General features: G+C 66.7%; 18 protein-coding genes and 2 pseudogenes. 16 read left to right on the forward strand and 4 right to left on the reverse strand.

Annotation, left to right across the window (positions count from 1 at the left end; all coding sequences use genetic code 11):
• Positions 1-195: 195 nt before the first annotated feature.
• The 7 genes and pseudogenes from ACFVXE_RS03880 to ACFVXE_RS03910 all read left to right on the forward strand — a co-directional run bounded on the left by ACFVXE_RS03880 (position 196) and on the right by ACFVXE_RS03910 (position 5,654).
• Positions 196-555, forward strand: coding sequence for a hypothetical protein (locus ACFVXE_RS03880; RefSeq protein ID WP_389668912.1), 360 nt, complete (start codon positions 196-198; stop codon positions 553-555).
• 505 nt (positions 556-1,060) lie between these two features.
• A complete protein-coding gene (locus ACFVXE_RS03885; protein ID WP_389668914.1) occupies positions 1,061-2,251 on the forward strand; it encodes an IS110 family transposase in 1,191 nt (396 codons plus the stop codon).
• A 98-nt stretch (positions 2,252-2,349) separates the two neighbouring features.
• The gene (locus ACFVXE_RS03890) at positions 2,350-2,658 is read left to right on the forward strand and encodes a hypothetical protein (protein WP_389668916.1); all 309 of its coding nucleotides are present in this window, start codon (positions 2,350-2,352) and stop codon (positions 2,656-2,658) included.
• A 25-nt stretch (positions 2,659-2,683) separates the two neighbouring features.
• A pseudogene (locus ACFVXE_RS03895) lies at positions 2,684-3,114 on the forward strand (transposase family protein); the annotation flags it as partial.
• Between the two features lie 1,025 nt (positions 3,115-4,139).
• Positions 4,140-4,313, forward strand: a complete 174-nt coding sequence (locus tag ACFVXE_RS03900; RefSeq protein WP_389668918.1) for a hypothetical protein — start codon at positions 4,140-4,142, stop codon at positions 4,311-4,313.
• A 224-nt stretch (positions 4,314-4,537) separates the two neighbouring features.
• Entirely contained in the window at positions 4,538-5,440 is a 903-nt protein-coding gene (locus ACFVXE_RS03905) for an IS5 family transposase (protein ID WP_389669233.1), read from the forward strand.
• A complete protein-coding gene (locus ACFVXE_RS03910; protein WP_389668920.1) occupies positions 5,424-5,654 on the forward strand; it encodes a type IV toxin-antitoxin system AbiEi family antitoxin domain-containing protein in 231 nt (76 codons plus the stop codon). The genes ACFVXE_RS03905 and ACFVXE_RS03910 overlap by 17 nt, the downstream gene beginning before the upstream one ends.
• Here ACFVXE_RS03910 and ACFVXE_RS03915 read toward each other — a convergent pair.
• Positions 5,596-6,180 carry a GNAT family N-acetyltransferase gene (locus tag ACFVXE_RS03915; protein ID WP_389668922.1) on the reverse strand — a complete coding sequence of 195 codons (585 nt, stop codon included), beginning with the start codon at positions 6,178-6,180 and terminating at the stop codon, positions 5,596-5,598. The genes ACFVXE_RS03910 and ACFVXE_RS03915 overlap by 59 nt on opposite strands.
• Positions 6,181-7,072: 892 nt before the next feature.
• Here ACFVXE_RS03915 and ACFVXE_RS03920 point away from each other — a divergent pair.
• Together ACFVXE_RS03920 and ACFVXE_RS03925 are read left to right on the forward strand one after the other, a co-directional pair.
• Positions 7,073-8,293 carry a metallophosphoesterase gene (locus ACFVXE_RS03920; RefSeq protein WP_389668924.1) on the forward strand — a complete coding sequence of 407 codons (1,221 nt, stop codon included), beginning with the start codon at positions 7,073-7,075 and terminating at the stop codon, positions 8,291-8,293.
• Positions 8,294-8,583: 290 nt separating this feature from the next.
• Positions 8,584-8,781 (forward strand): annotated as a pseudogene (locus ACFVXE_RS03925) (IS110 family transposase); the annotation flags it as partial.
• 18 nt (positions 8,782-8,799) lie between these two features.
• On the opposite strand, the gene ACFVXE_RS03930 reads toward ACFVXE_RS03925, so the two are convergent.
• Entirely contained in the window at positions 8,800-9,033 is a 234-nt protein-coding gene (locus tag ACFVXE_RS03930) for a hypothetical protein (protein WP_031051338.1), read from the reverse strand.
• 1,516 nt (positions 9,034-10,549) lie between these two features.
• Here ACFVXE_RS03930 and ACFVXE_RS03935 point away from each other — a divergent pair.
• From ACFVXE_RS03935 to ACFVXE_RS03950, 4 genes are all read left to right on the forward strand, one after another.
• Positions 10,550-11,278, forward strand: coding sequence for a carbohydrate-binding domain-containing protein (locus ACFVXE_RS03935; protein ID WP_389668926.1), 729 nt, complete (start codon positions 10,550-10,552; stop codon positions 11,276-11,278).
• A gap of 248 nt (positions 11,279-11,526) precedes the next feature.
• Positions 11,527-14,016, forward strand: a complete 2,490-nt coding sequence (locus tag ACFVXE_RS03940; RefSeq protein ID WP_389668928.1) for an NPCBM/NEW2 domain-containing protein — start codon at positions 11,527-11,529, stop codon at positions 14,014-14,016.
• 470 nt (positions 14,017-14,486) lie between these two features.
• The gene (locus ACFVXE_RS03945; RefSeq protein WP_389668930.1) at positions 14,487-15,623 is read left to right on the forward strand and encodes a cellulase family glycosylhydrolase; all 1,137 of its coding nucleotides are present in this window, start codon (positions 14,487-14,489) and stop codon (positions 15,621-15,623) included.
• A gap of 322 nt (positions 15,624-15,945) precedes the next feature.
• On the forward strand, positions 15,946-16,911 hold the full coding sequence (locus ACFVXE_RS03950; RefSeq protein WP_389668932.1) for an ROK family protein: 966 nt from the start codon (positions 15,946-15,948) through the stop codon (positions 16,909-16,911).
• A 533-nt stretch (positions 16,912-17,444) separates the two neighbouring features.
• Here the strand turns inward: ACFVXE_RS03950 and ACFVXE_RS03955 are convergent.
• Both ACFVXE_RS03955 and ACFVXE_RS03960 read right to left on the reverse strand, forming a co-directional pair.
• On the reverse strand, positions 17,445-18,476 hold the full coding sequence (locus ACFVXE_RS03955; protein ID WP_389668934.1) for a LacI family DNA-binding transcriptional regulator: 1,032 nt from the start codon (positions 18,474-18,476) through the stop codon (positions 17,445-17,447).
• Complete coding sequence (locus ACFVXE_RS03960) at positions 18,473-20,872, reverse strand: glycoside hydrolase family 2 protein (RefSeq protein WP_389668936.1); 2,400 nt, start codon at positions 20,870-20,872, stop codon at positions 18,473-18,475. Before ACFVXE_RS03960 ends, ACFVXE_RS03955 begins: the two co-directional genes overlap by 4 nt.
• Positions 20,873-21,137: 265 nt before the next feature.
• Here ACFVXE_RS03960 and ACFVXE_RS03965 point away from each other — a divergent pair, with 265 nt between their 5' ends.
• The 3 genes from ACFVXE_RS03965 (at position 21,138) to ACFVXE_RS03975 (ending at position 24,367) form a co-directional block, all read left to right on the forward strand.
• Positions 21,138-22,457 (forward strand): ABC transporter substrate-binding protein, encoded by a 1,320-nt coding sequence (locus ACFVXE_RS03965; protein ID WP_389668938.1) that lies wholly within the window; start codon positions 21,138-21,140, stop codon positions 22,455-22,457.
• Between the two features lie 84 nt (positions 22,458-22,541).
• A complete protein-coding gene (locus ACFVXE_RS03970; RefSeq protein WP_389668939.1) occupies positions 22,542-23,510 on the forward strand; it encodes a carbohydrate ABC transporter permease in 969 nt (322 codons plus the stop codon).
• Positions 23,507-24,367: a carbohydrate ABC transporter permease gene (locus tag ACFVXE_RS03975; protein ID WP_389668941.1), complete on the forward strand. Its 861-nt coding sequence runs from the start codon at positions 23,507-23,509 to the stop codon at positions 24,365-24,367. Before ACFVXE_RS03970 ends, ACFVXE_RS03975 begins: the two co-directional genes overlap by 4 nt.
• Positions 24,368-25,014 lie beyond the last annotated feature (647 nt).

Below are 25,014 nucleotides of genomic sequence, written 5' to 3' on the forward strand. Positions count from 1 at the left end.
CCTCCGGGGCGGCACAGGCGGGACAGGGTGGTGCGGATCAGGGCTCGGGCGAAGCGTTCTTCGAGGTAGTCGAAGAGGCCTCCGGCCAGGACCAGATGTCACGGGGGTGCGGAAACTGCGTGGCTGCTGAGTTCGCGGTGTCGGTATCGTCGGGTCCCCCGACCCGCCGTACCGGCGGCCTACGTTCAGAGAGCGATGCAGATGACCAGCCAGCAAGCAACGACGATCCTGTGGCGCCCCACCGGTCCCAAGGAGCTGGATCTGGTTCGGGAGCTGAACTGGCGTGCCTGGCCGCCCCGGCTGCCCGAGCAGCCGATCTTCTACCCGGTCCTCAACGAGGACTACGCGGTCAGGATCGCGCGGGACTGGAACGTGAAACACGATGGCGCCGGCTTCGTCACTCGTTTTGAGGTTGAGTCGGAGTTCTTGAGCAGGTATCCCATCCAGCAGGCCGGAGGGCAGACGATCCTCGAGCTCTGGGTTCCGGCCGAGGAGCTGGACGACTTCAACGCCCACATTGTCGGCGAGATCCAGGTGATCCACGAGTTCCGCTGAGGCGGAGAGGCTTGCTGACGGGACACGCTGGCCCGGTGCGATGATCTCGGCGTGGCTCGTGTGATCACGGCGTCGGAGCCGTCCTAATTCCTTGCTAACGGATCGTGGGAGCCAAGCTGCTGCTCTTGGTCCGTTCGAATGCCCGAGACACTCGTAACGGCGGTGGCGTCCCGTGGGCGTCGAACGGATGCCTGACTGACTCCTGGCTCTTGACCCCTCGCGGTAGAGCGGCGGCGTTCGGCGTCTTCGGGACCCCACCACTGTCAACACCACGCGCTTGATCTCTCGTTGATGTTTGTGGTGCGAGCCCGCCACATGGAGACCTCTCGTTTCGCCCGAGCCGTTCGAGCTCCGGCAATAGACCGAGGCCCGTGGGGCGCGCTGGTGCCACGAACGGCTAGTGAGGTGGCGGACCGGCCAGTGGGTTGAGTCCTGGAATTAGGTCGCTGCGTGGCCCGCATGTGCTCGTGACCAGCTCAAACACCGGAACATTGGGGAGGGCATCTTGATCTACTGCGGAATCGACTGGGCGGAACGAACCCACGACGTCGCCCTGGTCGACGATGTCGGCACGCTCGTGGCCAAGCGGCACATCACCGACGACGCGGCCGGCTACAAGGTCCTGCTGGAATTGCTCGCCGAGTACGGAGACACCGAGGAGAACCCGATTCCGGTGGCGATCGAGACCAGCCGCGGCCTGCTCGTCGCCGTTCTGCGGACTGGGAGGCGGCCGGTGTTCGCGATCAACCCGTTGGCCGCCGCCCGATACCGCGACCGGCACGCCGTCTCCCGCAAGAAGTCCGACCCCGGTGACGCTCTCGTCCTGGCGAACATTCTCCGCACCGACATGCACGCCCACCGGCCGCTGCCGGCGGACTCGGAGTTGGCCCGTGCCGTCGCTGTCCTGGCCCGGGCCCAGCAGGATGCCACTTGGAACCGGCAGCAGATGTCCAACCAGCTCCGATCCTTGCTCCGCGAGTACTACCCGGCTGCTCTGGCCGCTGCCGCGGGCTGGCAGAACGGTCTGTGCCGGCCTGAGATCCGCGAGCTCCTCAAGGCCGCCCCGACTCCGGGCACGGCCAGCCGACTGACCAAGACCCAGATCACTGCGACCCTCAAGCGGGCCGGCCGCAAGCGCGGCATCGAGGCGGACACAGAACGGCTCCGCGAGGCCCTCCGTGCCGACTGGCCGCACCAGCCGCCACTGGTTGAGGACGCCCTCGGCAAGCAGATGCTCGCTCTGCTCCTCCAGCTGGAAGCCGCCTGCGCCGCCGCCGACAACCTCGCCCAGTCGGTCGAGGAAGCCTTCTCACAGCACGAGGACGCCGAGGTCATTCTCAGTTTCCCCGGACTCGGCATTCAGCTCGGAGCTCGGGTCCTGGCCGAGATCGGCGACGACCGGGAACGATTCGCAGACGCCCGCGGCCTGAAGGCCTATGTCGGCTCCTCGCCCATCACCAGGGCCTCCGGAAAGAAGTCCGCCATCACCCGGCGATGGGTCAAGAACGACCGCCTCAACCACGCTGGATACCTTTGGGCGTTCGCCGCCCTGACCTCCTCGCCCGGTGCCAAAGCGCACTACCGCAGGCGCCGCGACGACCACGCAGACTGGCATGCCTCCGCCTTGCGGAACCTCTTCAACCGCATGGTCGGCCAGCTCTACCACTGCCTCCAGCACCACAAGCTGTTCGACTAGCAGGAGGCCTTCCCCACCGGGCTAGCACTCGCCGATAACGCAGCCTGACCTGCTAGGAAGGCTTGTCCGGGCCACGAGGGAGCGTCGATGATTCGGGCATGAGACCTGAAGTGCAGACCTTCGTCGCCGACGGCCCGCTGCCCGACTGGGATGCCGAGGAGGAAGAGATCGACCGGCGCGTCACACAGCTCGAAGCGATCATCGAGCCGGTGACGGGAGAGGAAGCGGCTGCCCTCGTCAGCTGCTTCGGCCCCGACGACTGCTACGGCGTCGCCTGGACGCTCCTCCACCTCATCGAGACCGGTCCCAGCCCCGTCCTCAAGACCAAGCCGGCCCCGGACGCCAACGAGTGGCACCACCGGCTCTACGACCGCGCCGCGTTCGAGGAGCCCACCCCGACGACTTGACGTGTTAGACACGTGAGGTGTCTGGATAGCCCCGTTCACCGGGCTGAGCCCGCGTGCCTTCGGGAAGCTGGTGACCGTGCTGCGGCGGGAGGATGCGGACGCGGTCCGCAAGGGTCGACCGTGGGGCCTGCCCCTGGAGGACCGGGCGTTGCTGGTCGCGACGTACTCGCGAACCAACCTGACGATGCGCCGGCTCGCCCCGCTGTTCGGTTCGGGGTGTCAAAATCCGCGGCGGACCGCGTGATCGACCATCTCGGGCCGATGCTCGCGCTCCAGCCCCGCAAGCGGTTCGCCAGGGACACCGTGCTCATCGTGGACGGCACCCTGGTGCCCACTCGCGACCACGCTATCGCCGCGCAGTCTAAGAACTACAGGTATTCCACCAACCACCAGGTCGTCATCGACGCCGACACCCGGCTCGTCGTCGTAGTCGGCCAACCGCTGCCCGGGAACCGGGAGCATCGGTCATCGGTTGGAGGCAACGCTCCGAGGGCACCGGCTTCGGGATCTGACCGCACCCTTATCAGGTCGATCATGCCGGACCTTCGACATCGACCAACCGGTTCTGCGCCTCGGCTGATGGCCCGCCGAGGCTCGGCGCCGTCCGCTGTTGTTCGCGCTCGTTGGTGTCAGGCGCTGATGGCAGCCGCGACGTGCGGTCTTGACAGGATGCCGCTCAGGCCATCGGATCTGCGGTCGGATCACTCGCGCGCCCCGGCGGGCTCTGGTCGTCCCCCGTGGTGGACCGACTTCCGCCCGCGTACCCGAGCAAGTACACAAGCAATATCAACCCGAAGATCGCTATGTCCTGAGCAGTCCCATGCCCTTCGAGGTACGGCCACACGGTAGCCCTGCCCGAAATGAAGATCATCATTGTGATCCAGAGGCCGTACATCCTGCGCCCGCTGCGTTTCTCGGTCATCGCCGCCCCCTCCAAGGACCGCACTGTAACGTGCGGCCGGCGAACGGGGCACTCAGTACGAGTCAGGGCGCGTGCCCGGGCCCGCGCCCCACGTGATGCCGTAGGCGGCAGCGTGCACGTAGTTGCCAGCCTGGTTTCGGAAGTGTCGACCATCAGGTGCCACGTCGAACCGTCTTACATGGCCACGCGGCATACATGTGAATTGCGGCGTGACAGGAACCGCGTCGCACTTGCCGCGCGACGCTTGAGCAAGTGCACCTCGCGCACCTGTCCTGCGCCGCCCCTGCGGGCATCGACGATCGGCAGCAACGATGCGGATGCCAGGACACCAATCTGACGAGGTGTCGGCGTGGCGGGGTGGGGGCATCGGTGAGCCGTTCCAGTATCTGATCGAGGGCGGCTTGGCCGTTGTCGACCGCGGTGCGTTCGTCGCTCGTCAGCGCGGATGCCGGCCGGCAGCTTCCCCTTCGCCTACAGCAGTTGGACCTTGTTGGAGTCCTTCGAGTGCAGGAGTCCCAGCGCACTCAGGCCATGCTGTGCCGGCACTGCCCGAAGAAGCATGTCGGAGACTGGGGACTTCCAGTTCTCCACCGTGGAGGCCGCGGCCATCGCGACTGACTATGCGACGAACATCGCGGCGGGCCTGCAGAACCTGGGCGGCAAGTGGAACCAGCTCGCCGATCTCGGCATGCACGTGAACAGCGGTGAGTCGAAGTACCTCGAGGCTCGGTAGGCCGACGTATCGCGTAGTACCACAGCGTCGCCCGCCCGAGAACTCAGCAGCAACTCACCGGTGCAGCGTGGTCGGCAGCGTACTCGCTCCGTTCGAGGCATTCAGTTCGAGACGTACCGGGAGCTTTACCTCCCGAGAGGGCGTTATATCCATTTCTGGATGATCTGGCGTCACCCGTTCGTGGGTGCGGAGTCGTTCGGACCGACTCGCATGTCGTGTGCATGATGGGGTCGGGGCATGGAACGAAGCCGTACTCAACGGACCTGTCCGACGGGCAGTGGGCCTTGATCGAGCCGCTGATCACAGCCTGGAAGCAGGAGCGGGTGTCGCGCTCGGCGACCGGAGACCCGGGCTCCTGTGATCTGCGCGAGGTCGTGAACGCGCTGCTGTACCAGAACCGGACGGGCTGTCAGTGGCGGCTCCTGCCGCACGACTTCCCGGCATGGTCGGCGGTGTTCTACTACTTCACCCTGTGGCGTCAGGACGGTATTGACCAGCGGATCCAGGAGATCCTGCGCTGCCAGGTGCGGGAGCGGGCCCGGCGATCAGAGGACCCGTCCCTGGTAATCATCGACACCCAGTCCGCCCGCGTCGCGGCGGGGGTGCCGAAGGAGACGACGGGACTGGATGCGAACAAGAAGACGCCCGGCAGGAAGCGGGGACTCGCCGTCGACGTGCTGGGCCTGGTCATCGGTGTGGTGGTCCTGGCCGCCAGTGCGCACGACAACGAGGCCGGCATCGCCCTGCTGGACCAGGCGGCCGAACGGTGCGGGATGCGCCTGGAGAAGGTCCTGGTCGACCAGGGCTTCAAGGACGCCGTGATCATCCACGGGGCGGTGAAGGACATCACCGTCGAGGTGGTCCGGCGCAACCCCGACGACCAGGGCAAGGGCTTCGTTCCGCAACCGAAGCGGTGGGGGGTCGAGCAGGTCAACGGCACCCTCATGCTCCACCGGCGCCTCGCCCGCGACTACGACCACCGGCCCGACAACGCCGCCTCCCGCGTCTACTGGGCCTCCACCGCTGGCATTCGGCAAGGTCATCGACGGCCTCGCCCTGCCCGAACCCACACAAGCCCCCGCAGAGCCCGCCACCGTCTACCAGCGCATCGTGACCGCCTTCAATGAGCATCCCGGGCGGATCTTCCGGGTTCGTGACCTACACGAACTACTCGGGCTGCCCACCGACGAGCCCTCGATCAACGTCACCCGCGCCCGCCTGGGACGACTCGTCCGTCAGGGACTCCTCGACCAACCCGGACGCGGCCGGTACCAGAAACGGACTAACGCCGCACTTCGTGGGCTGGAATCGGCACAGCCGACGGCCGCCACTCTCGCCTGATCAACCCGAACACCCACGAGTCGGATACCTCGCCGTTCACGACGCAGTCTTCCCGCAACGTCCCTTCACGCACGAATCCGATCTTCTCCAGGACCCGGGCAGACGCCACGTTGCGCGTATCGGTCTCAGCCTGAACTCGATTCAGGTCCAGTGCGTCGAATGCCCACTGCAGCACGGCGTGCGCGGTCTCCGTCGCGAAGCCGTAGCCCCACATCGCATCGTCGAGGCAGTAGCCCAACGACGCGCTGCGATAGTCCGGGTTCCATCCGGTCAGACCGCACCAGCCGACGAAGGCCCCGTCAGAAGCACGGTCGATGGCCACCCGCGCCCCGGTGCCTTCGTCCGCCATCTTCCGGCACATCGCGATGAAGCGCTCGGCGCGGGCCTGTTCGTTCCACGGCGGGGAGTCCCAATAGCGCATCACGTAGGCGCTGCTGTGCAGCGCGAAGAGGGAGTCCGCGTCGGCGTCGGTGAAGGGGCGCAGTCGCAGGCGAGCGGTGTGCAGTATGGGGGTGGCCAAAGTCATGCGCACCATCTTGTGTCCTCATGGGCAGGCAGAACACCGAATATCCGATCCCGGTCCGGCCCTCACGACCAGGGCACCGCCTACCAGCAGATCGTGCACGCCTTCAACCAGCACCCCGACCAGCCATTCAGGGTCCGCGAACGGCACGACTTCGGCCTGCTCACCGACGGCCCAGACATAAACGTCACCCGCAGCCGCCTCGGACGCCAAGACTTCCTCACCCAACCCGGACCAGGCCACTACTAGAAACGGACTTAACGCCCTCCGAGACGAAGATGGCCCCACCCGAACTCAAGCTCCCGGGTGGGGCCGTCTGGTTGCGCCACTCGGCAAACTCCGCCCCGATCGCCTTGGCGTCGAGCGGGCAGGTAATTACTACGGTTCCGCGAGCAGGGAGGCGGTCCCATCCCGGGCTGGGTCGCAACCGACACCGGACTCTCAGTTGCCCCTGGATCCGGGCCATTTCCGGACGAAGTCTCGCTCAACGACCACCAAGGAAGCTGTTTCCGCTGGTCAGTAGTGGTGCGGATCGCGCACCACCAACGGACGAAGAACGTTCTTTGCTCCTGCAGCCCCAAGAAACCTGGGTTCTTCCAGGGCCCGAAGTCGGTTACCTGAGGGCATCGTTGCGCTCCAGGCAACCAGACACGGAAGCTACCCACTGCAATCAATGGGGAAGCTTCGAATGACCGCTCTCAGCCTGCATGAACAGCGTGCCCGCGCATAGCGCCCTGATGGCGACTCCTGCCGGTGGAGTTGTCTGCGGCGAGGTCTTGCCATCCCGCAGAAAACCCTTCGCCCCGAGGGGCCGCGCCCATGAACACCCGTCCGGCCGGCCCGAGGACGACCGGATACAGTGCGCGAAACGGAAGCCTCGTTGGGGAGGGGAAGCGTGACCGACACCAGCAATACCCGACGTGTCGACAGTGAAGCGCAAGCACCGCGGCACAGCCGACTGCGCCGCCTGATGCGCTACATCCCCCTGATCGCCCCCGTCCTGCTGTGGGCTGTGCCCTGCTGGGTGCTCCTGCACACCGGCCAGCACTGGTCGCTGCCCGTCACGCTGGCCGGCACCGCCCTGTTCGCCCTCGGCCTCATCGGTATGCCGCTCGCGATGGTGCGCGGCCACGGCCGACGTCAGCAGGACCGGGCGGCAATCGTCGGTGACACCCTGCTGGGCACCAGCTGGGTTCTGTTCACCTGGTCCGTTCTGCTCGGCGTCCTATTGCGGCTTGCCCTGACCGTGGCCGGCGTCGGCGAGAGTCAGGACCGGGCCCGAATCGTCACTTGGACCGTCCTCGGCGTAACCGCCGTACTACTCGCCTGGGGGTACGCCGAGGCCCGCCGCGTGCCACGCGTGCGCCGAGTCGACGTGCAACTCCCGCGACTTGGTGCCGGGTTGGACGGCATCCGCGTCGTCCTCATCACCGACACCCACTACGGCCCACTCGATCGCGCTCGCTGGTCGGCACGGGTATGCGAGACGGTGAACACCCTGGAAGCCGACCTGGTCTGCCACACCGGCGACATCGCGGACGGCACGGCCGAACGCCGCCGCGCCCAGGCCGCCCCACTCGGAACCGTGCGGGCCACCCGAGCCCGTGTATACGTCACCGGCAACCACGAGTACTACAGCGAGGCCCAGGGCTGGGTCGACCTGATGGACGAGCTCGGGTGGGAGCCGCTGCGCAACCGCCATCTGCTGCTCGAACGCGGAGGCGACACCCTCGTGGTCGCCGGCGTGGATGACGTCACCGCCGAGTCCTCCGGCCTGTCCGGCCACCGCGCCCACCTCACCGGAGCTTTGAACGGCGCCGACCCCGACCTACCTGTCCTGCTCTTGGCACACCAGCCCAAGTTCGTCGACCGGGCGGCAGCCGAGGGCATCGACCTCCAGCTCTCCGGCCACACCCACGGCGGCCAGATCTGGCCCTTCCACCACCTGGTCCGCCTCGACCAGCCAGCCCTCGCCGGCCTCAGCCACCACGGCACCCGCACCCTCCTCTACACCAGCCGCGGCACCGGCTTCTGGGGCCCGCCGTTCCGCGTCTTCGCCCCCAGCGAGATCACCCTGCTCGTGCTCCGCTCCCCGCACCTGCCCACCTCGCCGTAGCACTTGGCGGGTCGACACATCCACTTGGAGCTGTCCACGAGCCAAGCGGTGCCGCGTCGAAAGATCCGGACCATACGCGGGCCTACACCGCTTCTCGGGCCTGTACGTCCACCGTTTCCGCTGGTCAACGGCGGCCTGGCGGGCTCCTGATCCCGGGGGCCGCTCACATAATGGACTTCGAGGGTCGGCGCCGTCAGCGCCAGCGAGCACCCTGGCCGCCGCCCTTCCGTCGCGCCCCTCGAAGGTTCCCTTCCACCGGACAAGAGCCGACCCAGCAGTCTCCCGTGGGGCACAAACGGGCTTTCTTCCTCTCCGCGTTCGCCGCTCTGGGCGACCCCGCATCGCGGGCCTACTACGACAAGAAGATCGCCCAGGGCAAGCACCACACCCAGGCCCTGCTCTGCCTCGCCAGACGCCGGGCAGACGTCCTCTTCGCAATGCTCCGCGACGGAACCTTCTACGAACCCCAACCCGCCGCAGCCAGGTGAGGAGTTCAAACCGCTCGATCAGTCCTCCGGCCGAAGCCTCTGACGAGCCGCCTCAAGCCGCTCGTCATAGTCGGATGCGAACAGCTCAGGAAGCGTCTTGTCGAGCGTTCCGGCGATCCTATGGATCGGCGCCCAGACCGCCGGATCGTCGACAACCTGGCTGAGGTCCGTCATCTGGAGTTTCTCCAGCCAGTGCGACAACACCAGCGCCTCATCACTCGTGAGCTTGATCGTGACCTGGCTATCACTCATGCCCACCCCTACGGCTCAGCCCGCCCTCGACCACACGAACCTACTGGCCTTCGACCTTGACCAAACACATAGGGGCACCCCCCCGACGCGTCCCGGCAAGGTCCGGCGCAGTGCCAGCGTCCCGTATGCGAAGAAAGGCGCCCCACCGGCAGGCAGGCGATGGCGTCAGCAGTGTGGGTGGGCTACGCCGTCCGGCATGGGACGGATGACGACGAACAGGGCTCGGGGGCGGGGCGGGCTGGGGCCCGCGCGGCTGTGGGGCCGACCTGTCCGGTCGGCCCCTCAGCCGCGTCAGCACCCCATGGTTCGCCGACCCCTGAGTTCCAGGACTCCGTATGCAGGCTCAACAGACATGCGCGTCAAAGGAACTGATTGTCGGTCGCACCACAGCGAAGCAACCGGACGTTCGGACGATGCCGCGCACGCCGGAAGTTAATTGCGTGTAGACCACAAGATCCAGATGAGACGTGGCGGCTCTGCGCCAGGTGGCGCCTTGTCGCCACGCAGGGCTGCCCAGATGTCCGTTCCGCAACCGCGAAGTGGCCCTCCGGCCGGCCTTCCTGACCGGCCCTCGGCCCACCGCGTCGAACCAGCGACGGGTCGACATATGGACCGCGACCGTGAACCGGCGGCCGAAACCGCCGTGTCCGGGGCCTTGTCGGGTACGGCAGCCTCTTCGGCGGCCGGGGGGCGGCACACGTCACGAGCGGGGGGCCGGTCGTGCAGATATGCCCCCTCAGCCGTGCTGCAGCGCCCAGGGGTTGCTGTCGCCATGCAGGCCGGTCCGCGGGTCCGCAACGGGGACGGGCCGACAGCCTTCACGACTGCCGCCCCCTCGACACGGATGCGGTCGGGGTGCTCCCACAGGCGCAGCTCCACCTCGCTGTCGGTGTGAATCAGTGCTTTGGTGACCACTTCGCGCCAGCACCGAACCCGGCTCCACCGGTGCCTCGCTCTGCTCGTACCGGGTCCGCGTCTCGACGCCCAGCGGAGGTCCCGCCGGCAAGGGGCCGGTGACGTCCCGGCCGAAAGTGGAAGTGAACCGTTTTAGTCGCAGCAGATCAAGGATGCCGGCAGTTTTCCACGACACCCAGCATGGCGCCCCACACCCCCAAGGATCCGACCAGAAACGCATACGGCCGCGTCTACCTGCCTAAATAGCGCAACCGCTGCACGTCGGCATCACGACAGCCCGCAACAGTGGGCCTCGGAGGCACCGGCAGCGGCCTGTTCACAGCAGACCTCTTTGAATCAGATGCCGTCCGAACCGTTGACCACTTAACCGGTCGAGTGCTTCCATCTTCCGCAGCAGCCGCAATTTGACAGTCCGCCGTCAAAACCAAATGGCGTCCGGACCCCCTGGCGACAACGTTGTCAACTCAGCGTTGGCGCGAACGGAATTGCCCCGGGTAGCGATGTGCACCGGTCAAGGGCTCATCGGCACCAGGAGCCGCTTGCTGCTGCGACCGAACACTCTCACCCAGCCCCTTTCGCACCGAACCGAAGGGAACACAAGATGAAACGCCAAATCATCGGGGTCACGGCGGCACTGGCCGCGCTGGTCGGCCTGGCGCTGAACGCGGCGCCGACCGCCAGCGCCGACACCGCCCCCAACGGCTACGCCTACTGTGCCAATGGCAGTTCGAGCGACCCGGACGGTGACGGCTGGGGCTGGGAGAACAACCAGTCCTGTGTCGTCCGAGGCTCCGCCGCCGACACCGGCGGCGGCAGCAGCAGTTCGGCCTGCCCGTCGAATATGAGCTGCGGCTCGTACACCGTCTCCGGCCTGGGCAGTCGCAAGAGCCAGGTTCGCAACGCCGGTGGCAACAGCCTCGACCTGGCCGTGGCCATGCTGGAGACCGAGGACATGACCACCAACTACGCCTACGGCGACAACAAGACCGGTGACTCGGCGAACTTCGGGATCTTCAAGCAGAACTGGCTCATGCTCCACTCCGCCTGCAGCCAGTTCTCCGGCCAGAGCGCCAGCCAGTACAACAACGGCGCCGCACTCAACAGCAACCTCAGCCAGGACGTGTCCTGCCTGCACCAGAGCCAGAACCACTACGGCACCGCCACCTGGTTCGCCGGCCACCGCAACGGTTCCTCGGGGCTGAGCAACCCCAACACCACGGACATCAACAACTACAAGACCGCCGTCTACTGGATCCAGAGTCAGATCAACAGCAACAGCGCCAACCTCAGCAACGACACCCGCTTCTGGGTGCAGGTCCCCGCCATCTGATCCTTCGTCAAACGAGCGAACTCATCCCGGGCGGCCCGCCTCACCTGACGTGGCGGGCCATTCGCCGGGCCCCAGTCCGCACGGGCAGAGGCCCGGTGTGACGGGGGTTCCTGGTCACACCCGCAATCCCCCTGAACCCCACCCCGGGTCCGCCGGAGCAGAGTTGCCGCCGCACCTTGTCCGGTGGCACTTACGACAGGCAGCACCCGTACTCGTCCCACAACGACAGATATCACGATGGGATTCGCATGCCACGGTTCGTCCGCAGACTTCTGATCTGGGCCACCGCCTGTTCTCTTTGGGGCCTGGGGCTCACCGCCTCGTCCGCGGCCGCGGCCACCGAGCCCGCGGTCACGCACGCGACCGCCGCCGACAGCGGTCTGGCCCGCACGCCCCCGATGGGCTTCAACGACTGGAACGCCTTCGGTTGCGACGTCAGCGAGCAGCTGATCGAGCAGACCGCCGACTACTTCGTCACCTCGGGCCTGAAGGCGGCCGGCTACACCTACCTCAACGTCGACGACTGCTGGATGACGCACACCCGCGACGACCAGGGCCGCCTCGTCCCCGACCCGGCGAAGTTCCCCAACGGCATCAAGGGCACCGCCGACTACGTCCACTCCAAGGGCCTCAAGCTCGGCATCTACGAGGCCGCGGGCACCGCCACCTGCGCCGGCTACCCCGGCAGCCTCGGCCACGAGACCACCGACGCCCAGAGCTTCGCCGACTGGGGCGTCGACTACTTGAAGTACGACAACTGCAACAACCAGTCCGACGGTTCGCAGGCCGACTACATCCGCCGGTACACCACGATGCATGACGCGCTGGGCGCGACAGGGCGGCCCATCGTCCTCTCGATCTGCGAATGGGGCACGTCGCAGCCCTGGCAGTGGGGGCCCGGCGTGGGCAGCCTGTGGCGGACCACCGGCGACATCAGCGACAACTGGCCGAGTGTGCGCTCCATCATCGCCGCGAACGCGAAGCTGTACCCGTACGCAGGCCCCGACCACTGGAACGACCCGGACATGCTGGAGGTCGGCAACGGCGGGATGACCGCCACGGAGTACCGCACGCACATGAGCATGTGGGCGATCATGGCCGCCCCCCTCGTCATCGGCACCGACCTGCGCAAGGCATCCGCCGAGACCCTCGGAATCCTCACCGACAAGGACATCATCTCCATCGACCAGGACCCGCTGGGCGTCCAGGGCAAGGTCATCTCCGACGACCACGGGCTGATGGTGCTCGACAAGCCGCTGTCGAACGGGGAGCACGCGATCGCGTTGTACAACTCGACCGACACCCTCACGACGGTGGGCGTCTCCGCGCACGCGACCGGACTGCGCCGGTCGGCGGCCTACCGGCTGCAGGACGTCTGGACCAAGGACGTCACGCAAACGCGGTCGGTGATCGAAGCGGCCGTACCGGCTCACGGGACGGTCGTCTACAAGGTGCGCCCGACGTCCGATGCCCACCGGGTCGCCCCGTCGGTGAACGCCACGGGCGAGGTCCCCACCCTGGTGCCCGGCGCGTCCACGCCCGGCGCGCTGGTCACCACCGCCACCAACCGCGGCGTGGGGGCGGTCCGCGACGTCCGAGTCCGAGTGACGGGTCCCGCGGGATGGAAGGTGAGCAACTCGACCACCGGGCGTCGGCCGGCGCTCGGCACCGACGGTTCTCTGACCACCACCTGGAGGGTCCAGGTCCCCGACGGCGCGAGTGCCGGAAGCTACCCGCTCCACGTCACCGCCTCGTACAAGTGGGGCAGCGGGCATACGGCCGCGACCTCCAGTGACGTCATCGCCCAGGTGGTCACCGCACCGGCCGATGGCAGGCGATACCTCAGCACCGTCAATCCGGCGAGCAGCACCAACGGACTGGGCCCGGTGGAGGCCGACCAGAGCAACGGCCAGGTGGATGCCGGCGACGGCAGCCTGATCACCGTCGCCGGGCGGGTCTACGACCGCGGTCTGGGCACCAGCACCGACAGCGAGATCCGCTACTACCTCGGCGGCCAGTGCTCCCGTCTGACCACCGACGTCGGCATCGACGACGAGGACACCAGCGGTACCTCCGCCACCTTCACCATCCAGACCGACGCCGCCACGGCCGCTACCACCACCCTCGCCCCCGGCGCAGCGGCCCAGACCCTCACCGCCGACCTGACCGGCGCGCAGTGGCTGGTTCTGACCGCCGCCTCCCCCGCAGCGGACACCACGGCTCACGCCGACTGGGCCTCCCCCGCACTCACCTGCGGCGACGCCTCGCCTACCGATCCGATCCAGCCGACCGAGCACACCCTCTTCTCCTTCGAGTCGGGCACCGACGGCTTCACCATCGCCAACGCCGACAGCGGTGGCACCGTCGAGCAGTCGAGTGCCTTCCACACCGACGGAGAGCACGGACTGCTCGCGCACGCCCCCACGGGCGGCAACTGGTTCGGAGGCCAACTGGACAACCCGCTGGACCTGACGGGCGTCAGCAACATCAAGTTCGATGTGAAGGCGGGCACAACCGGCACCTCGGCCGAGATCGCCGTCCAGACCGGGGACTCCTCCTGGTGCCAGGCCAGCCTGTGGACCTGGGTGCCCCCCGGCTCCAGCAAGACCATCACCCGTAGGATCGGCCAGATCAGCTGCCCGGCCGGAGTGAGCCTGGACGACAGCCCCATCACCGCCGTCTGGGTGTTCCTGAACAGCGGCGGCGACCACGTCGTCGACAACATCAGGACCGAATAGCGCAACCCCCTGCCCGCACCGCGCCCCGGCCCGCCCCCGCCCACTGCCGGGTCGGGACCGGGGCACGGACCCCTGCGCCTCGCCGCAACCCGCGGTCGCGTTCGGTGGCCCGGTGGGGGCGCAGGTCGACAGTTCCGGCGATGGCGCCGCAACCGGCTCAACTTCCCCATGCATTCTGATCGCGTCCAACGGATTGCTTCTTAACCGGTTTAGTGATTCGATCCGATGGGTTATCCAGAGTGGGAACGCTGGGACGAGATTCCAGACTTCCAGGCTTCCCCCGTCATTTTCCTCATCCGGGAGATCCAGTGTCTATTCCTGAAAGTGCCAGACCGGAAAAGCGACCCGTCGTGGGTCGACGCGCCCTGCTGGGAGGTGCTGCGGTAGGCCTGGCCGCATTCGCGATCACCCCCGATTCAGCCGACGCCGCTCCACGCGTGAGACCGACACCCTCCGCCCCGAAGGGGTTCGTGACCGCACACGGGGACGGCTTCCGGCTCAACGGCCGCCCGTTCAGGTTCGGCGGCACCAACTGCTACTACCTGCACCAGCAATCGCACTACATGATCGACAGCGTCCTCGGCGACGCTGCGGCCATGGGGCTGCCCGTCGTTCGAGCCTGGGCGTTCGCGGACGGCAGCGGAGCCTCCTTCCGTCCGCTGCAGCCCAAGCCGTACACCTACGACGAGGACGCATTCGAGTCCCTGGACTACGCCGTGTACCGGGCCGGCCAGCTGGGCATCCGACTTGTGCTACCGCTGGTGAACAATTGGCCCGACTACGGTGGTATGCAGCAGTACGTCCAGTGGTTCCTGGGTCTTTCCGACGATTCTTATGCGGACGGAACCCACCACGACCGTTTCTACACCGAAGCCACCATCAAGGCGTGCTACAAGGCGTATGCCCGACATGTGACGAACCGGGTGAACCGGTACACCCAGCTGCGGTACCGCGACGACCCGACGATCATGACGTTCGAGTTGGGCAACGAGCCGCGCTGCCGCAGTGACAAGTCCGGCGCCACACTGCTGGCGTGGGCGGCGGAGATGAGCGCGTACGTGAAGAAGCTCGCGCCGCGGCAGCTGGTGGCGGTCGGCGACGAGGGCTTCTACGGACAGACGGGCGACGCCGACTACCCCTACTCCGACTACGAGGGAGTGGACTGGAAGAAGCTGGTCGCGCTCCCGGCCGTCGACTACGGCACGGTGCACTTGTATCCGCAGAGTTGGGGGGAGAATCCCGCCTCCAAGCCGGGTACGGACCCGGCCGCCTGGGGCACCCAGTGGATCAAGGATCACCTGACGGACGGCAGGGCCCTGCGCAAGCCAGTGGTGCTGGAGGAATTCGGCGCCTCGGTCAACGCCGGCCAGGGCATAGCCGACGAGGCGGCAAGGCTGAGCATCTATGCCGCGTGGACCGACGCAGTCCTGTCGGGCGGCGGCGCCGGCGATCAGTTCTGGATCCTCACCTCCCGTGTGGACGATGGGTCGTTCTATCCCGACTACGACGGCTACCGGATTGTCTGGAACGGCGACCCGGCCAGCCCCACCCATGCCGATGCCGCTCTGTTCAGCGCACACGCCAAGGCCATGGCGGCGGCCGGCTGAATCCCGTGCCCGTCCGGCACCAAGCACCGACGGGCACGGGTGCCCACGACGGCCGCGCAGGCGCTACAGGGACCGGTCGACCTCCGGCTGAAGACCGGCCCCTGCAGCGACCGATGTCTACCTCTGATCTTGGCCAGTGCTCCGACACGCAGAGTAAGCACCGCGGGCCGGGCCAACGAAACGGTATTCGACTGCACAACCAGCGAGTGATTTGACTAAACGTTGACCCTAAACTAAACGGTTAACTAGACAACGTTGTCACCACCCGCCAAAGTGTGCTCTGGAGTGATGGAACGGCTCCTCTCACGAAAGGTGTGGTGACGTGACGGTGTACGGAGCACTGGACATCGGCGGCACGAAAATCGCCGGAGCGCTTGTGGACGACGCGGGCACGCTGGTGGTGCGCGCGCAGAGGCCGACTCCAGCACAGAAGTCTGCGGATGAACTCATGGCGGCGGTGACATCGGTCATCGACGAACTGGCAGCACACCCGATGTGGGACGAGTTGACCTGCATCGGCATCGCCAGTGCAGGTCCGGTAGACACCGCCGCAGGCACAGTAAGTCCGGTCAACATTCCCGCGTGGCGGCGCTTCCCACTGACCGAACAAGTAGCAGCGCACCCACGGATGCCCCCGGAGCTGCAACCGGTACTGATCGGCGATGCCGTGGCGATGACTGCGGCCGAGCACTGGCTGGGCGCGGCCCGGGGGTTCGAGAACGCTCTGTGCATGGTGGTGTCCACGGGCGTGGGGGGCGGCCTCGTCCTCGGCAACCGGATCCACACCGGCCGAACAGGAAACGCCGGTCACATAGGCCACATCACGGTCGACCTGAAGGGGTCGGCGTGTCCGTGCGGGGCTCCTGGCTGCGTTGAGGGGTTTGCCAGCGGTACGGCAATCGCCGCACACGCGCAGGCGGCCGGGTGGTCCTCGCCGCCTGGGGTGGCCCCGACGGCTGCGGCAGTCGCAGAGGCGGCGCGGGCAGGGGACCCCCACGCGCTGGGTGCCTACGAGCGGGCGGCCCAGGCGCTCGCAGCAGCCATCGCCGCGACGGCAGCCCTCGTCGAACTCGATCTCGTGGTCATCGGTGGCGGCGTGGCGCAGGCGGGCAACACGCTTTTCGTGCCCCTGCGACGGCGTATGGCCGACTACGCAGTACTCGACTTCACCCGCGGCCTGCCCATCGTGCCGGCGCTTCTGGCTCTGGACGCCGGGCTCATCGGGGCGGCTGCCATCGCATCCTCGCAGCTCGGCGCGACCGCACTCGTGACAGGGCCACGCCCGTAACCCATCTCCGCATTCCATAGCCCACGAAGCCAAGGGTCCGCGCCACAACCGCGGGTTCGGTCGGCGGTGGTCCCAAGAGGGGGCCACCGAGTGGACCGCACGATCAACACCATCCGCCGCTACTACTGGGCTCCACCACGGCGCTGCCTGAACTGACCGGCGTCGAACCGGACGGACGGCCACAGGCCGAACTGTGGATGGATGCCCGTCCAACCGCTCCATCCCTGACAGGGCGCGGAGAAGAGCCCCAACCCCTCAGCCGGATCACGGTTCTGCGAGCTGTTCGCGTCCCCGTAAACGACTTCCGACTGTCAGGTGCCGTACAAGCTCAGCGACCGGGGCGGCAGCTCGGGCGGGCCGGTGAGCTTCGCGCCTCAACGGCTCCGCCATCTCGGCCAACAGCGTTCCGAGCGCCTTCGCCCTCAACGGCGCTTCTTGCACCACAGGCTGACCCTCCCCGCACCGGCAGGAACTGCGGCCTCTCCACCCAGTCGGTCGGGTGGAGAGGCCGCAGCGCTTTCCAGGTGCTGTTGTCAGCTCCGGGCGGGTGCCTGTGCGGTTGAACCACGCGGAGTGAGTGACGGGGTCGGCACCTGCACGGAACCGGTGTGCTGGCCTTCAATGACCGCGAACAGCGTGCGGGCCACCTGCGCTCCGAAGCTGTGCACATCGTGACTCATGGCCGACAACGTGGGATGCGTGATCCGGCACAGCTGCGAGTCGTCCCAGGCGAGCAGCGACAGGTCGTCGGGAACCACGAAGCCCATCTCGGCAGCGACCCCCGCGCCCGCCACGGCCATGATGTCGTTGTCGTAGACGATGGCCGTCGGACGTCCGGACGACATCAGCAGGGAGCGGGTGGCCCTGGCGCCCTCGCTTCCGTCGAAGCCGGTCGCGATCTGCCGGCCCTCCTCCAGTCCCAGCTCCCGCATCGTGGCCGCGAAGGCAGTGGCCCGGATGGCGCTGTGGCCGAGGCCGACCGGACCGCCGATACGGGCGATGCGCCGGTGCCCGAGTGCTGCCAGATAGCGGACGGCCTCGGCCGCGGCGGTGGCGTCGTCGGTCCACACCGCGGGAAACGAACCAGTGAGGGACGGGTGCCCGACAGCCACCGCCGGCAGCCCGATGGACTGCAGCGAGGGAACCCTCGGGTCGCTCTCGTGAAAGTCGACCAGAATGGCGCCGGCGATCGTCTGGCTGCGCCACCAGGACTTGTACAACTCGGTCTCCTCGTCGAGATCCCGAACCAGCCTCAGGAGCAACGAGTAGGACCGGTCGGCGAGAACGCTCTCGATACCGGAGATGAAGTCCATGTAGAAGGGTTCGAGTCCGAGCAGTCGAGCGGGGCGGCACAGAGCCAGGCCGATGATGTCGACCCGCTGGCTGGAGAGGCTGCGCGCGGTGAGGTTCGGAGCCCAGCCCAGGTCCTTCGCGGCCTCGAAGATCCTCTGGCGTGTAGTCGCGGAGACGCCTGGCTTGTGGTTGAACGCCAGCGAGACGGCCCCTTTGGACACACCGGCACGGGCGGCGACGTCCTTGATCGTGACACGTGCGGGACTGTTCACCTCGTGTCCGAGCAGAAGAGGGCCGACCGCGCCCTCTTGGCGTCCACGGAGCTGCAACCCGTCACGCGGAACCGGGCCTGCTCGCCGGGCAACAGCGTCCGCAGGCCCTGATCGACCGCAGCACGCGGGTCGAGGCGGTCGGCCTGAAGGAGGAGGTCTCTGAGTAGAGTGTGCGCACTTACCACGACGTCGACTGTATCTCTCTTGCCCGCCACTTCCTCCACAGTGACGTCGTAATCAGGACGTGGATAGGCGAAATCCTTGTCCCGCACGGGAAAGTGGAGGGCCCTCAGGCCGTCGGCATCGGCGACGAGGAACTCCTTGGCGGACTGTTCGGCGGGGACCAGTTCCCCCGGAACCGGGAACCGGAGGACAGAACGACCACCGACCGTCACCTCGTGAACACCCCGATGAACGATGCTGCCGTCCGCTTCCAGAAGGCGCAGGGTCACCGAGGTACGCCACTCGGTGGCGGACTGGTTGATCACGGCCAGGACCAGGCCCTCGTCACCCGGCTGCAGGGTCATCAGCTTGTCCGCGTACACCCGACGCAACTCGTGGTAAAGCGGCTTGAGCCGGCCGTCACCGTCGATGGCCGCCCACGAACTGACCGGCCAGCAGTCGTTCAGTTGCCAGACGACCGTGCCGGCGCAGACGGGCCAGTGGGAGCGCCAGTGCTCGATTCCCGCCGCCACGGCGCGGGCCTGAACGACCTGGGTGAGGTAGTGCCAGCGGTCGAAGTCGTTCTCGGGAAGGTCGAAATGCCTCGCCACGCCACGGTTGAGCTTTCCGTTGCCGTCCTCCGCCTTCTGGTGGTGCAGCATCCCCGGCGAGTCGGGGGCCAGCTCCTCGCCGGGCAGTGCCCGCCGGATCGTCGCCATGGCCGGCGGCGCCTGCCAGCCGAACTCCGCGACGAACCGCGGCACACTGGACCGGTACTCGGAGTAGTCCTGACGGTTCCACACCTCCCAGGAGTGGAAGGTCCCGTGCGCGGGATCGTTGGGATGGTGGTCCCAAGACCCGGACCACGGGCTGCCCGCAGCGTAGGGGCGAGTGGGGTCGAGTTCGGCGACCAGCCGCGGCAGCAGCCCGAGGTAGTAGCCCTCTCCCCAGGAGTCTCCGGCCAGTTCGGGCTCCCACCCCCAGTCGCGGAAGCCCCACAAGTTCTCGTTGTTGCCGTTCCACAGCACGAGGCTGGGATGCGGCATCAGTCGGACAACGTTGTCGCGCGCCTCGGCCTCGACCTCCCCTCGCAAGGGCTGCTCCTCGGGATACGCGGAGCAGGCGAAGAGGAAGTCCTGCCAGACCATCAGCCCGAGTTCGTCGCAGACCCCGTAGAAGGCGTCGTCCTCGTAGATCCCGCCGCCCCAGACGCGGATGAGATCGATGTTAGCGTCGGCGGCTTGCTGGAGCCGGGTGCGATAGCGCTCGGCGGTGATCCGCGAGGGGAAGGCGTCGTCGGGGATCCAGTTGACGCCGCGCGCGAAGATCCTCTCCCCGTTCACCACCAGGGTGAAGCCGGATCCGTGCTCGTCGGCGGAGCGGTCGAGCTCCAGCGCACGGAAGCCGATCTTGCGCTCCCAGGAGTCAAGTACCCCGTTCTCATCGCACAGTTCGACATCCAACCGGTAGAGGTGCTGCTCGCCGTAACCGCGAGGCCACCACAGGCGGGGATCCTCGACCTCCAGCAACAGGACCGCCTCGTCGTCCTCGAAGGCGACTTCGGTGCGCACACCCTTGACCGATGCGGACGCCACCAGTCTGCGGCCCCGGCCTCCGGAGGTTCGCTCCGCCAGGAGCCGCACCTCGATCCGTCCGGCACCGCCTTCGACGGTCACGAGTGGTCGCACCGAGGCGATACGTGCGGTGGACCAGTGCTCCAACCGGACCGGCCGCCAGATACCAGCGGTCACCAGGGTGGGGCCCCAGTCCCACCCGAAGTTGCAGGCCATCTTGCGGATGTACTGCGACGGCTCCGGGTAGACGTTCGGTCGATCCCCGGTCAGTGCGCGGACCGACTCGGCCTCGTCGTAGGCGGAGTCGAAGCTGACCTCCAGCAACCCGGCTGCCCCGGTGACATCGAATCGGTAGCTGCGGTGCATGTTGCGCGTACTCCCCAGCTCCCTGCCGTCCAGGGTGATCGTCGCAGCCGTGTCCAGGCCGTCGAAGACCAGATCCGAACGCTCGTGGTCGTTGTCGTGAGCCAGGTCCGTGAAGTAGGTCCAGGAGCGCCGACCCACCCAGTCCAACTCGGTCTCGTTGAGGCCGAGATAGGGGTCCGGGATGATCCCGGCGGCATGCAGGTCGGTGTGCACGCAGCCGGGAACCACGGCGGGGAGCCGCACCTGATCATGGCGCAGGGTCCAGCCGTCGGTGAGCGGGGTGACGTCCTTCATGGGTGCGGCTCCAATCGCCTGACTCAGGCTGGTAGGTGTACGACGCCGCCAACCTAACCCGCCCGTTGCGCCCTGTCCATAAACCGGTCTAGTACCCCTTCCGCGACCTTGAAGACACACGATGCCGCCCAAAGCGCCAACAAAACGACCTCCTGGTAACGATTGAGCATCGTGATCGAAATTTGAGCTTTACCGGTTCATCAACTGCCTGCCATAGTGCCGATGTCCCGCAGACCTGAGCCGCCATCTTGAAGGAGTTGGGCACATGGGGAAGACCAAGACCCTCGCCGGTGCATTGCTGGCTGTTGCGACGCTGACCGTGACGGGCTGCAGCGGCGCAGGCGCGCCGTCTGCGGAAACCGCGTCGGCACCCACAGACGCGAAGAAGGTGACCGGGTCCATCACCGTCCTCACCCAGCGCACCGACCTCATCAAGAGCGGCGCCATGGCCGCCTACGCGAAAAACTTCCGGAAGATCTACCCCAACGTCAAGGTGAAGTTCGAGGGCCTCACGGACTACGAGGGGGAGGTCAAGATCCGTATGAACACCACGCACTACGGTGACGTCCTCATGATCCCCGCTGCCGTGGCGAAGAACGACTACCCGCGGTTCTTCGCCCCCCTGGGCTCCACCGAGACGCTCAGCAAGAAGTACCGCTTCAGCGACAAGACGGCGGTCAACGGCAAGGTCTACGGCGTCGCACAGTTCGGCACGGCGAACGGATTCGTCTACAACAAGGCCGTGTGGAACAAGGCCGGCATCACCCAGTGGCCGAAGACCCCCCAGGAGTTCCTCACGGCACTCGGCGCGATCAAGGACAAGGCCGGCGCCATCCCCTACTACACCAACTTCCATGACGGCTGGCCGCTGGTCCAGTGGGCCGGCAACGTCGGGTCGGTCACCTGCGACAAGGACGCCAGCAACAAGCTCGCCGGAGCAACCTCCCCCTGGAAGACGGGCAGCGAGCTCAACGTGACCGACACGCTGCTCCACGACATCGTCAAGGACAGACTCTCCGAGAAGGACCCCAACACCACCAACTGGGAAGAATCCAAGAACCTCGTCGCCAAGGGCAAGGTCGGCGCGATGATGCTCGGCTCCTGGTCGATCACGCAGATGCAGCAGGCGGCCGAGGCTGCGGGCGGCAGCAAGGACGACATCGGCTTCATGCCCTTCCCCGTCCAGAAGAACGGAAAGTTCTGCGCCACGCTGGTCTCCGACTACCAGCAGGCGGTCAACGTCCACTCCGAGCACAAGGAAGCGGCTCGGGCCTGGATCGACTGGTTCACGGAGAAGTCCGGTTACTCCGCCAAGGAGGGGGCCGTCCCCACCGTGAAGTCGTCGGCGATGCCGAGCACCCTCAAGGGATTTGTTGACAACGATGTCACCTTCACGGAGCGTTCCGAATCGGAGACCGCGAAGGTCAATGACATAGACAAGGCCTCCGAAATCGGGCTCAACACCCCCGACTACCGGCAGAAGCTGGTCGACATCGCCCGCGGAGCGCAGAAGGGCAACCTCAAGGACTTCTTCGCCGACCTCGACAAGAGGTGGAACGAGGCAGCGCAGACCGCCGGTTCCTGACAGTCGGCGGAGGCGGGCCCCGGCCGTGCGTCAGCGGCCGGGGCCGACAGCCTGACGCGCAAGCGGAAGACGAAAGGCCCTGACATGACCGAAACCGCCGACCTGGCCCCGGTGAAACCGCCGCGCGCCACGGCACGCCGCGCAGCTGCGGGCAGCCGCCTGCGCCCGCCGGGAAGAGGTCCACGGGGGCGGCTGCTGCGCCGCCTCACCCCGTGGTTGTTCCTCGCCGTACCGCTCGTACTGCTGATCACGTTCACATACGTCCCCGTGGGCAACATGCTCTACTACAGCTTCACCGACTGGGACGGCATCAGTCCGGAGCGCAATTTCACGGGTACGGACAACTACGTTCAGATCTTCACCCGGCCCGCGCTCTTCCGGGTGTTCTTCGTCAGCTTCTACTACCTCGCCGCGTCCGTGGTGCAGATCTCGATCGCTCTCTACTTCGCGACCGTGCTCAGCTTCGATCTCAGGTTCCGCAACCTGTTCAAGGGGATCCTCTTCTTCCCCTACCTGGTCAACGGCGTGGCCATCGGCTTCATCTTCCTGTATTTCTTCAAGGACGGCGGAACCCTCGACTCCGTGCTGTCCTGGGTCGGCATGGGCTCCGATCACGCCTGGCTCGGCGATCCCGCCTCGGCGAACACGTCCCTGGCCGGCGTATCCATCTGGCGCTACACCGGCCTGAACTTCGTACTCTTCCTCGGAGCCATCCAGTCCATTCCCGGCGAGCTCTACGAAGCCGCCCAGCTCGACGGCGCGACACGGTGGCAGCAGTTCCGGCACATCATCGCCCCGAGCATCAGGCCCGTGCTGAGTCTGAGCATCATCCTCGCGATCTCAGGGTCGCTCTCTGTCTTCGAGATCCCGTGGATCATGACCGGCGGCTCAACCGGCACCTCTACGTTCGTCATCCAGACGGTCAAGCTCGCATTCCAGTTCAACAAGACCGGACTGGCCTCGGCCGCCGCGGTGGTTCTGTTGCTGATCATCCTGCTGATCACCTGGATTCAGCGCCGTCTCGTGCCCGATGAGAAGGTGGATCTCGTATGACCACGGCCCGACAGACCACATCAGCTGCCCGGACGCGCGGCCGCATCGGCCGGGCGATCGTCTACCTGACCCTGGTACTCGCCTCCTTGGTCATCCTCATTCCCTTGGCCGTGGTCTTCCTGACCTCGCTCAAAACCTCGGACGAGATGGCCGACACCGGCCCGCTGTCCCTCCCCACGAACTGGTTCAACTTCGCCAACTACGCGACCGCGTTCACCGACGGCAAGATGCTCACCGCCTTCGGCAACACCGCGTTCATCCTGCTGTTCTCCATCACCGGCACGGTGATCATCGGCTCCATGACGGCGTACGCCATCGACCGGTTCCACTTCCCGGCCAAGAAGCTCGTCCTCGGACTGTTCCTGATCGCTACCCTGGTCCCGGCGGTCACCACACAGGTGGCCACGTTCCAGGTGGTCAACAGCTTCGGTCTGTTCGACACACGGTGGGCACCGATCCTGCTTTACATGGGGACAGACATCGTCTCCATCTACATCTTCCTGCAGTTCATCCGGGGCATACCGGTCTCGCTGGACGAAGCGGCCCGCCTGGATGGTGCCAACTCCTTCACCGTCTACCGCAAGGTCATCTTCCCCCTCCTCAAGCCGGCCATCGCCACCGTGGTCATCATCAAAGGGATCACCGTATACAACGACTTCTACATCCCCTTCCTCTACATGCCTTCGGAAGACCTGGGCACCGTCTCCACCGCCCTCTTCCGATTCAAGGGCCCCTTCGGGGCCCACTGGGAGAACATCTCGGCGGGAGCGATCCTCGTCATCCTCCCCACTCTGGTCATCTTCCTGTTCCTCCAGCGCTACATCTACAACGGCTTCGCTCAAGGCGCGACCAAGTAGACCCGGCACAACGAGGACGGCAGCCAGGGCGCCGATCATCGAATCGCAGGAACCTCATAGGCGACTGGGGCAGGACCCCCATGAACCCCGCTGACGCCCGCACGGGAACCGGGTGATGGGAGAACCCTGGGAGACGATCTTCCTCCCGAAGAGCCTGAGGCGACATCGAGGCGGGAGTGGCAGCAGCGGACCTGGGCGCCGACAGGTAAGACGCCGTGGCTCGTCGGTGGGTGCGCAGCTGATGCGGGATCGGCGGTGGACGTCGAAATGTTTCGGTGGCCGCCTCTGACGGTCACTCATAACGGCGCTGTGTGCGACAGCGGTTTCGGCCGGTCGGGAACGTGAGGAGAGCCGTACGGTTTGGGATGGCTGTGAAGCGGTCCTTGGCCCGTACGGCTCACTCGCATCGAATCCGCACGGGCATCTCTCGAGAGGTCGAATCGGGGCGCTCAGCACCGAGTTGGCCAACCCGTGGACGGCGCGGGAAGAGTCCGGTCGGGCGAACGCCGAGGCCGTGTCCGTCTGAGCGACGAGGGCGGCGGACCCACCCGGCAACTGGTCTTCACCGACCGGGTGATCGCGACCCTGGTGGATCCTGCGGTTCCAGCTTCTGCACGCCGCCCTCGCCGTCTTCTACAGCGTTGGCC

Origin of the sequence: Streptomyces sp. NPDC058231 (assembly GCF_042882275.1) — a bacterium.
GTDB lineage: Bacteria > Actinomycetota > Actinomycetes > Streptomycetales > Streptomycetaceae > Streptomyces.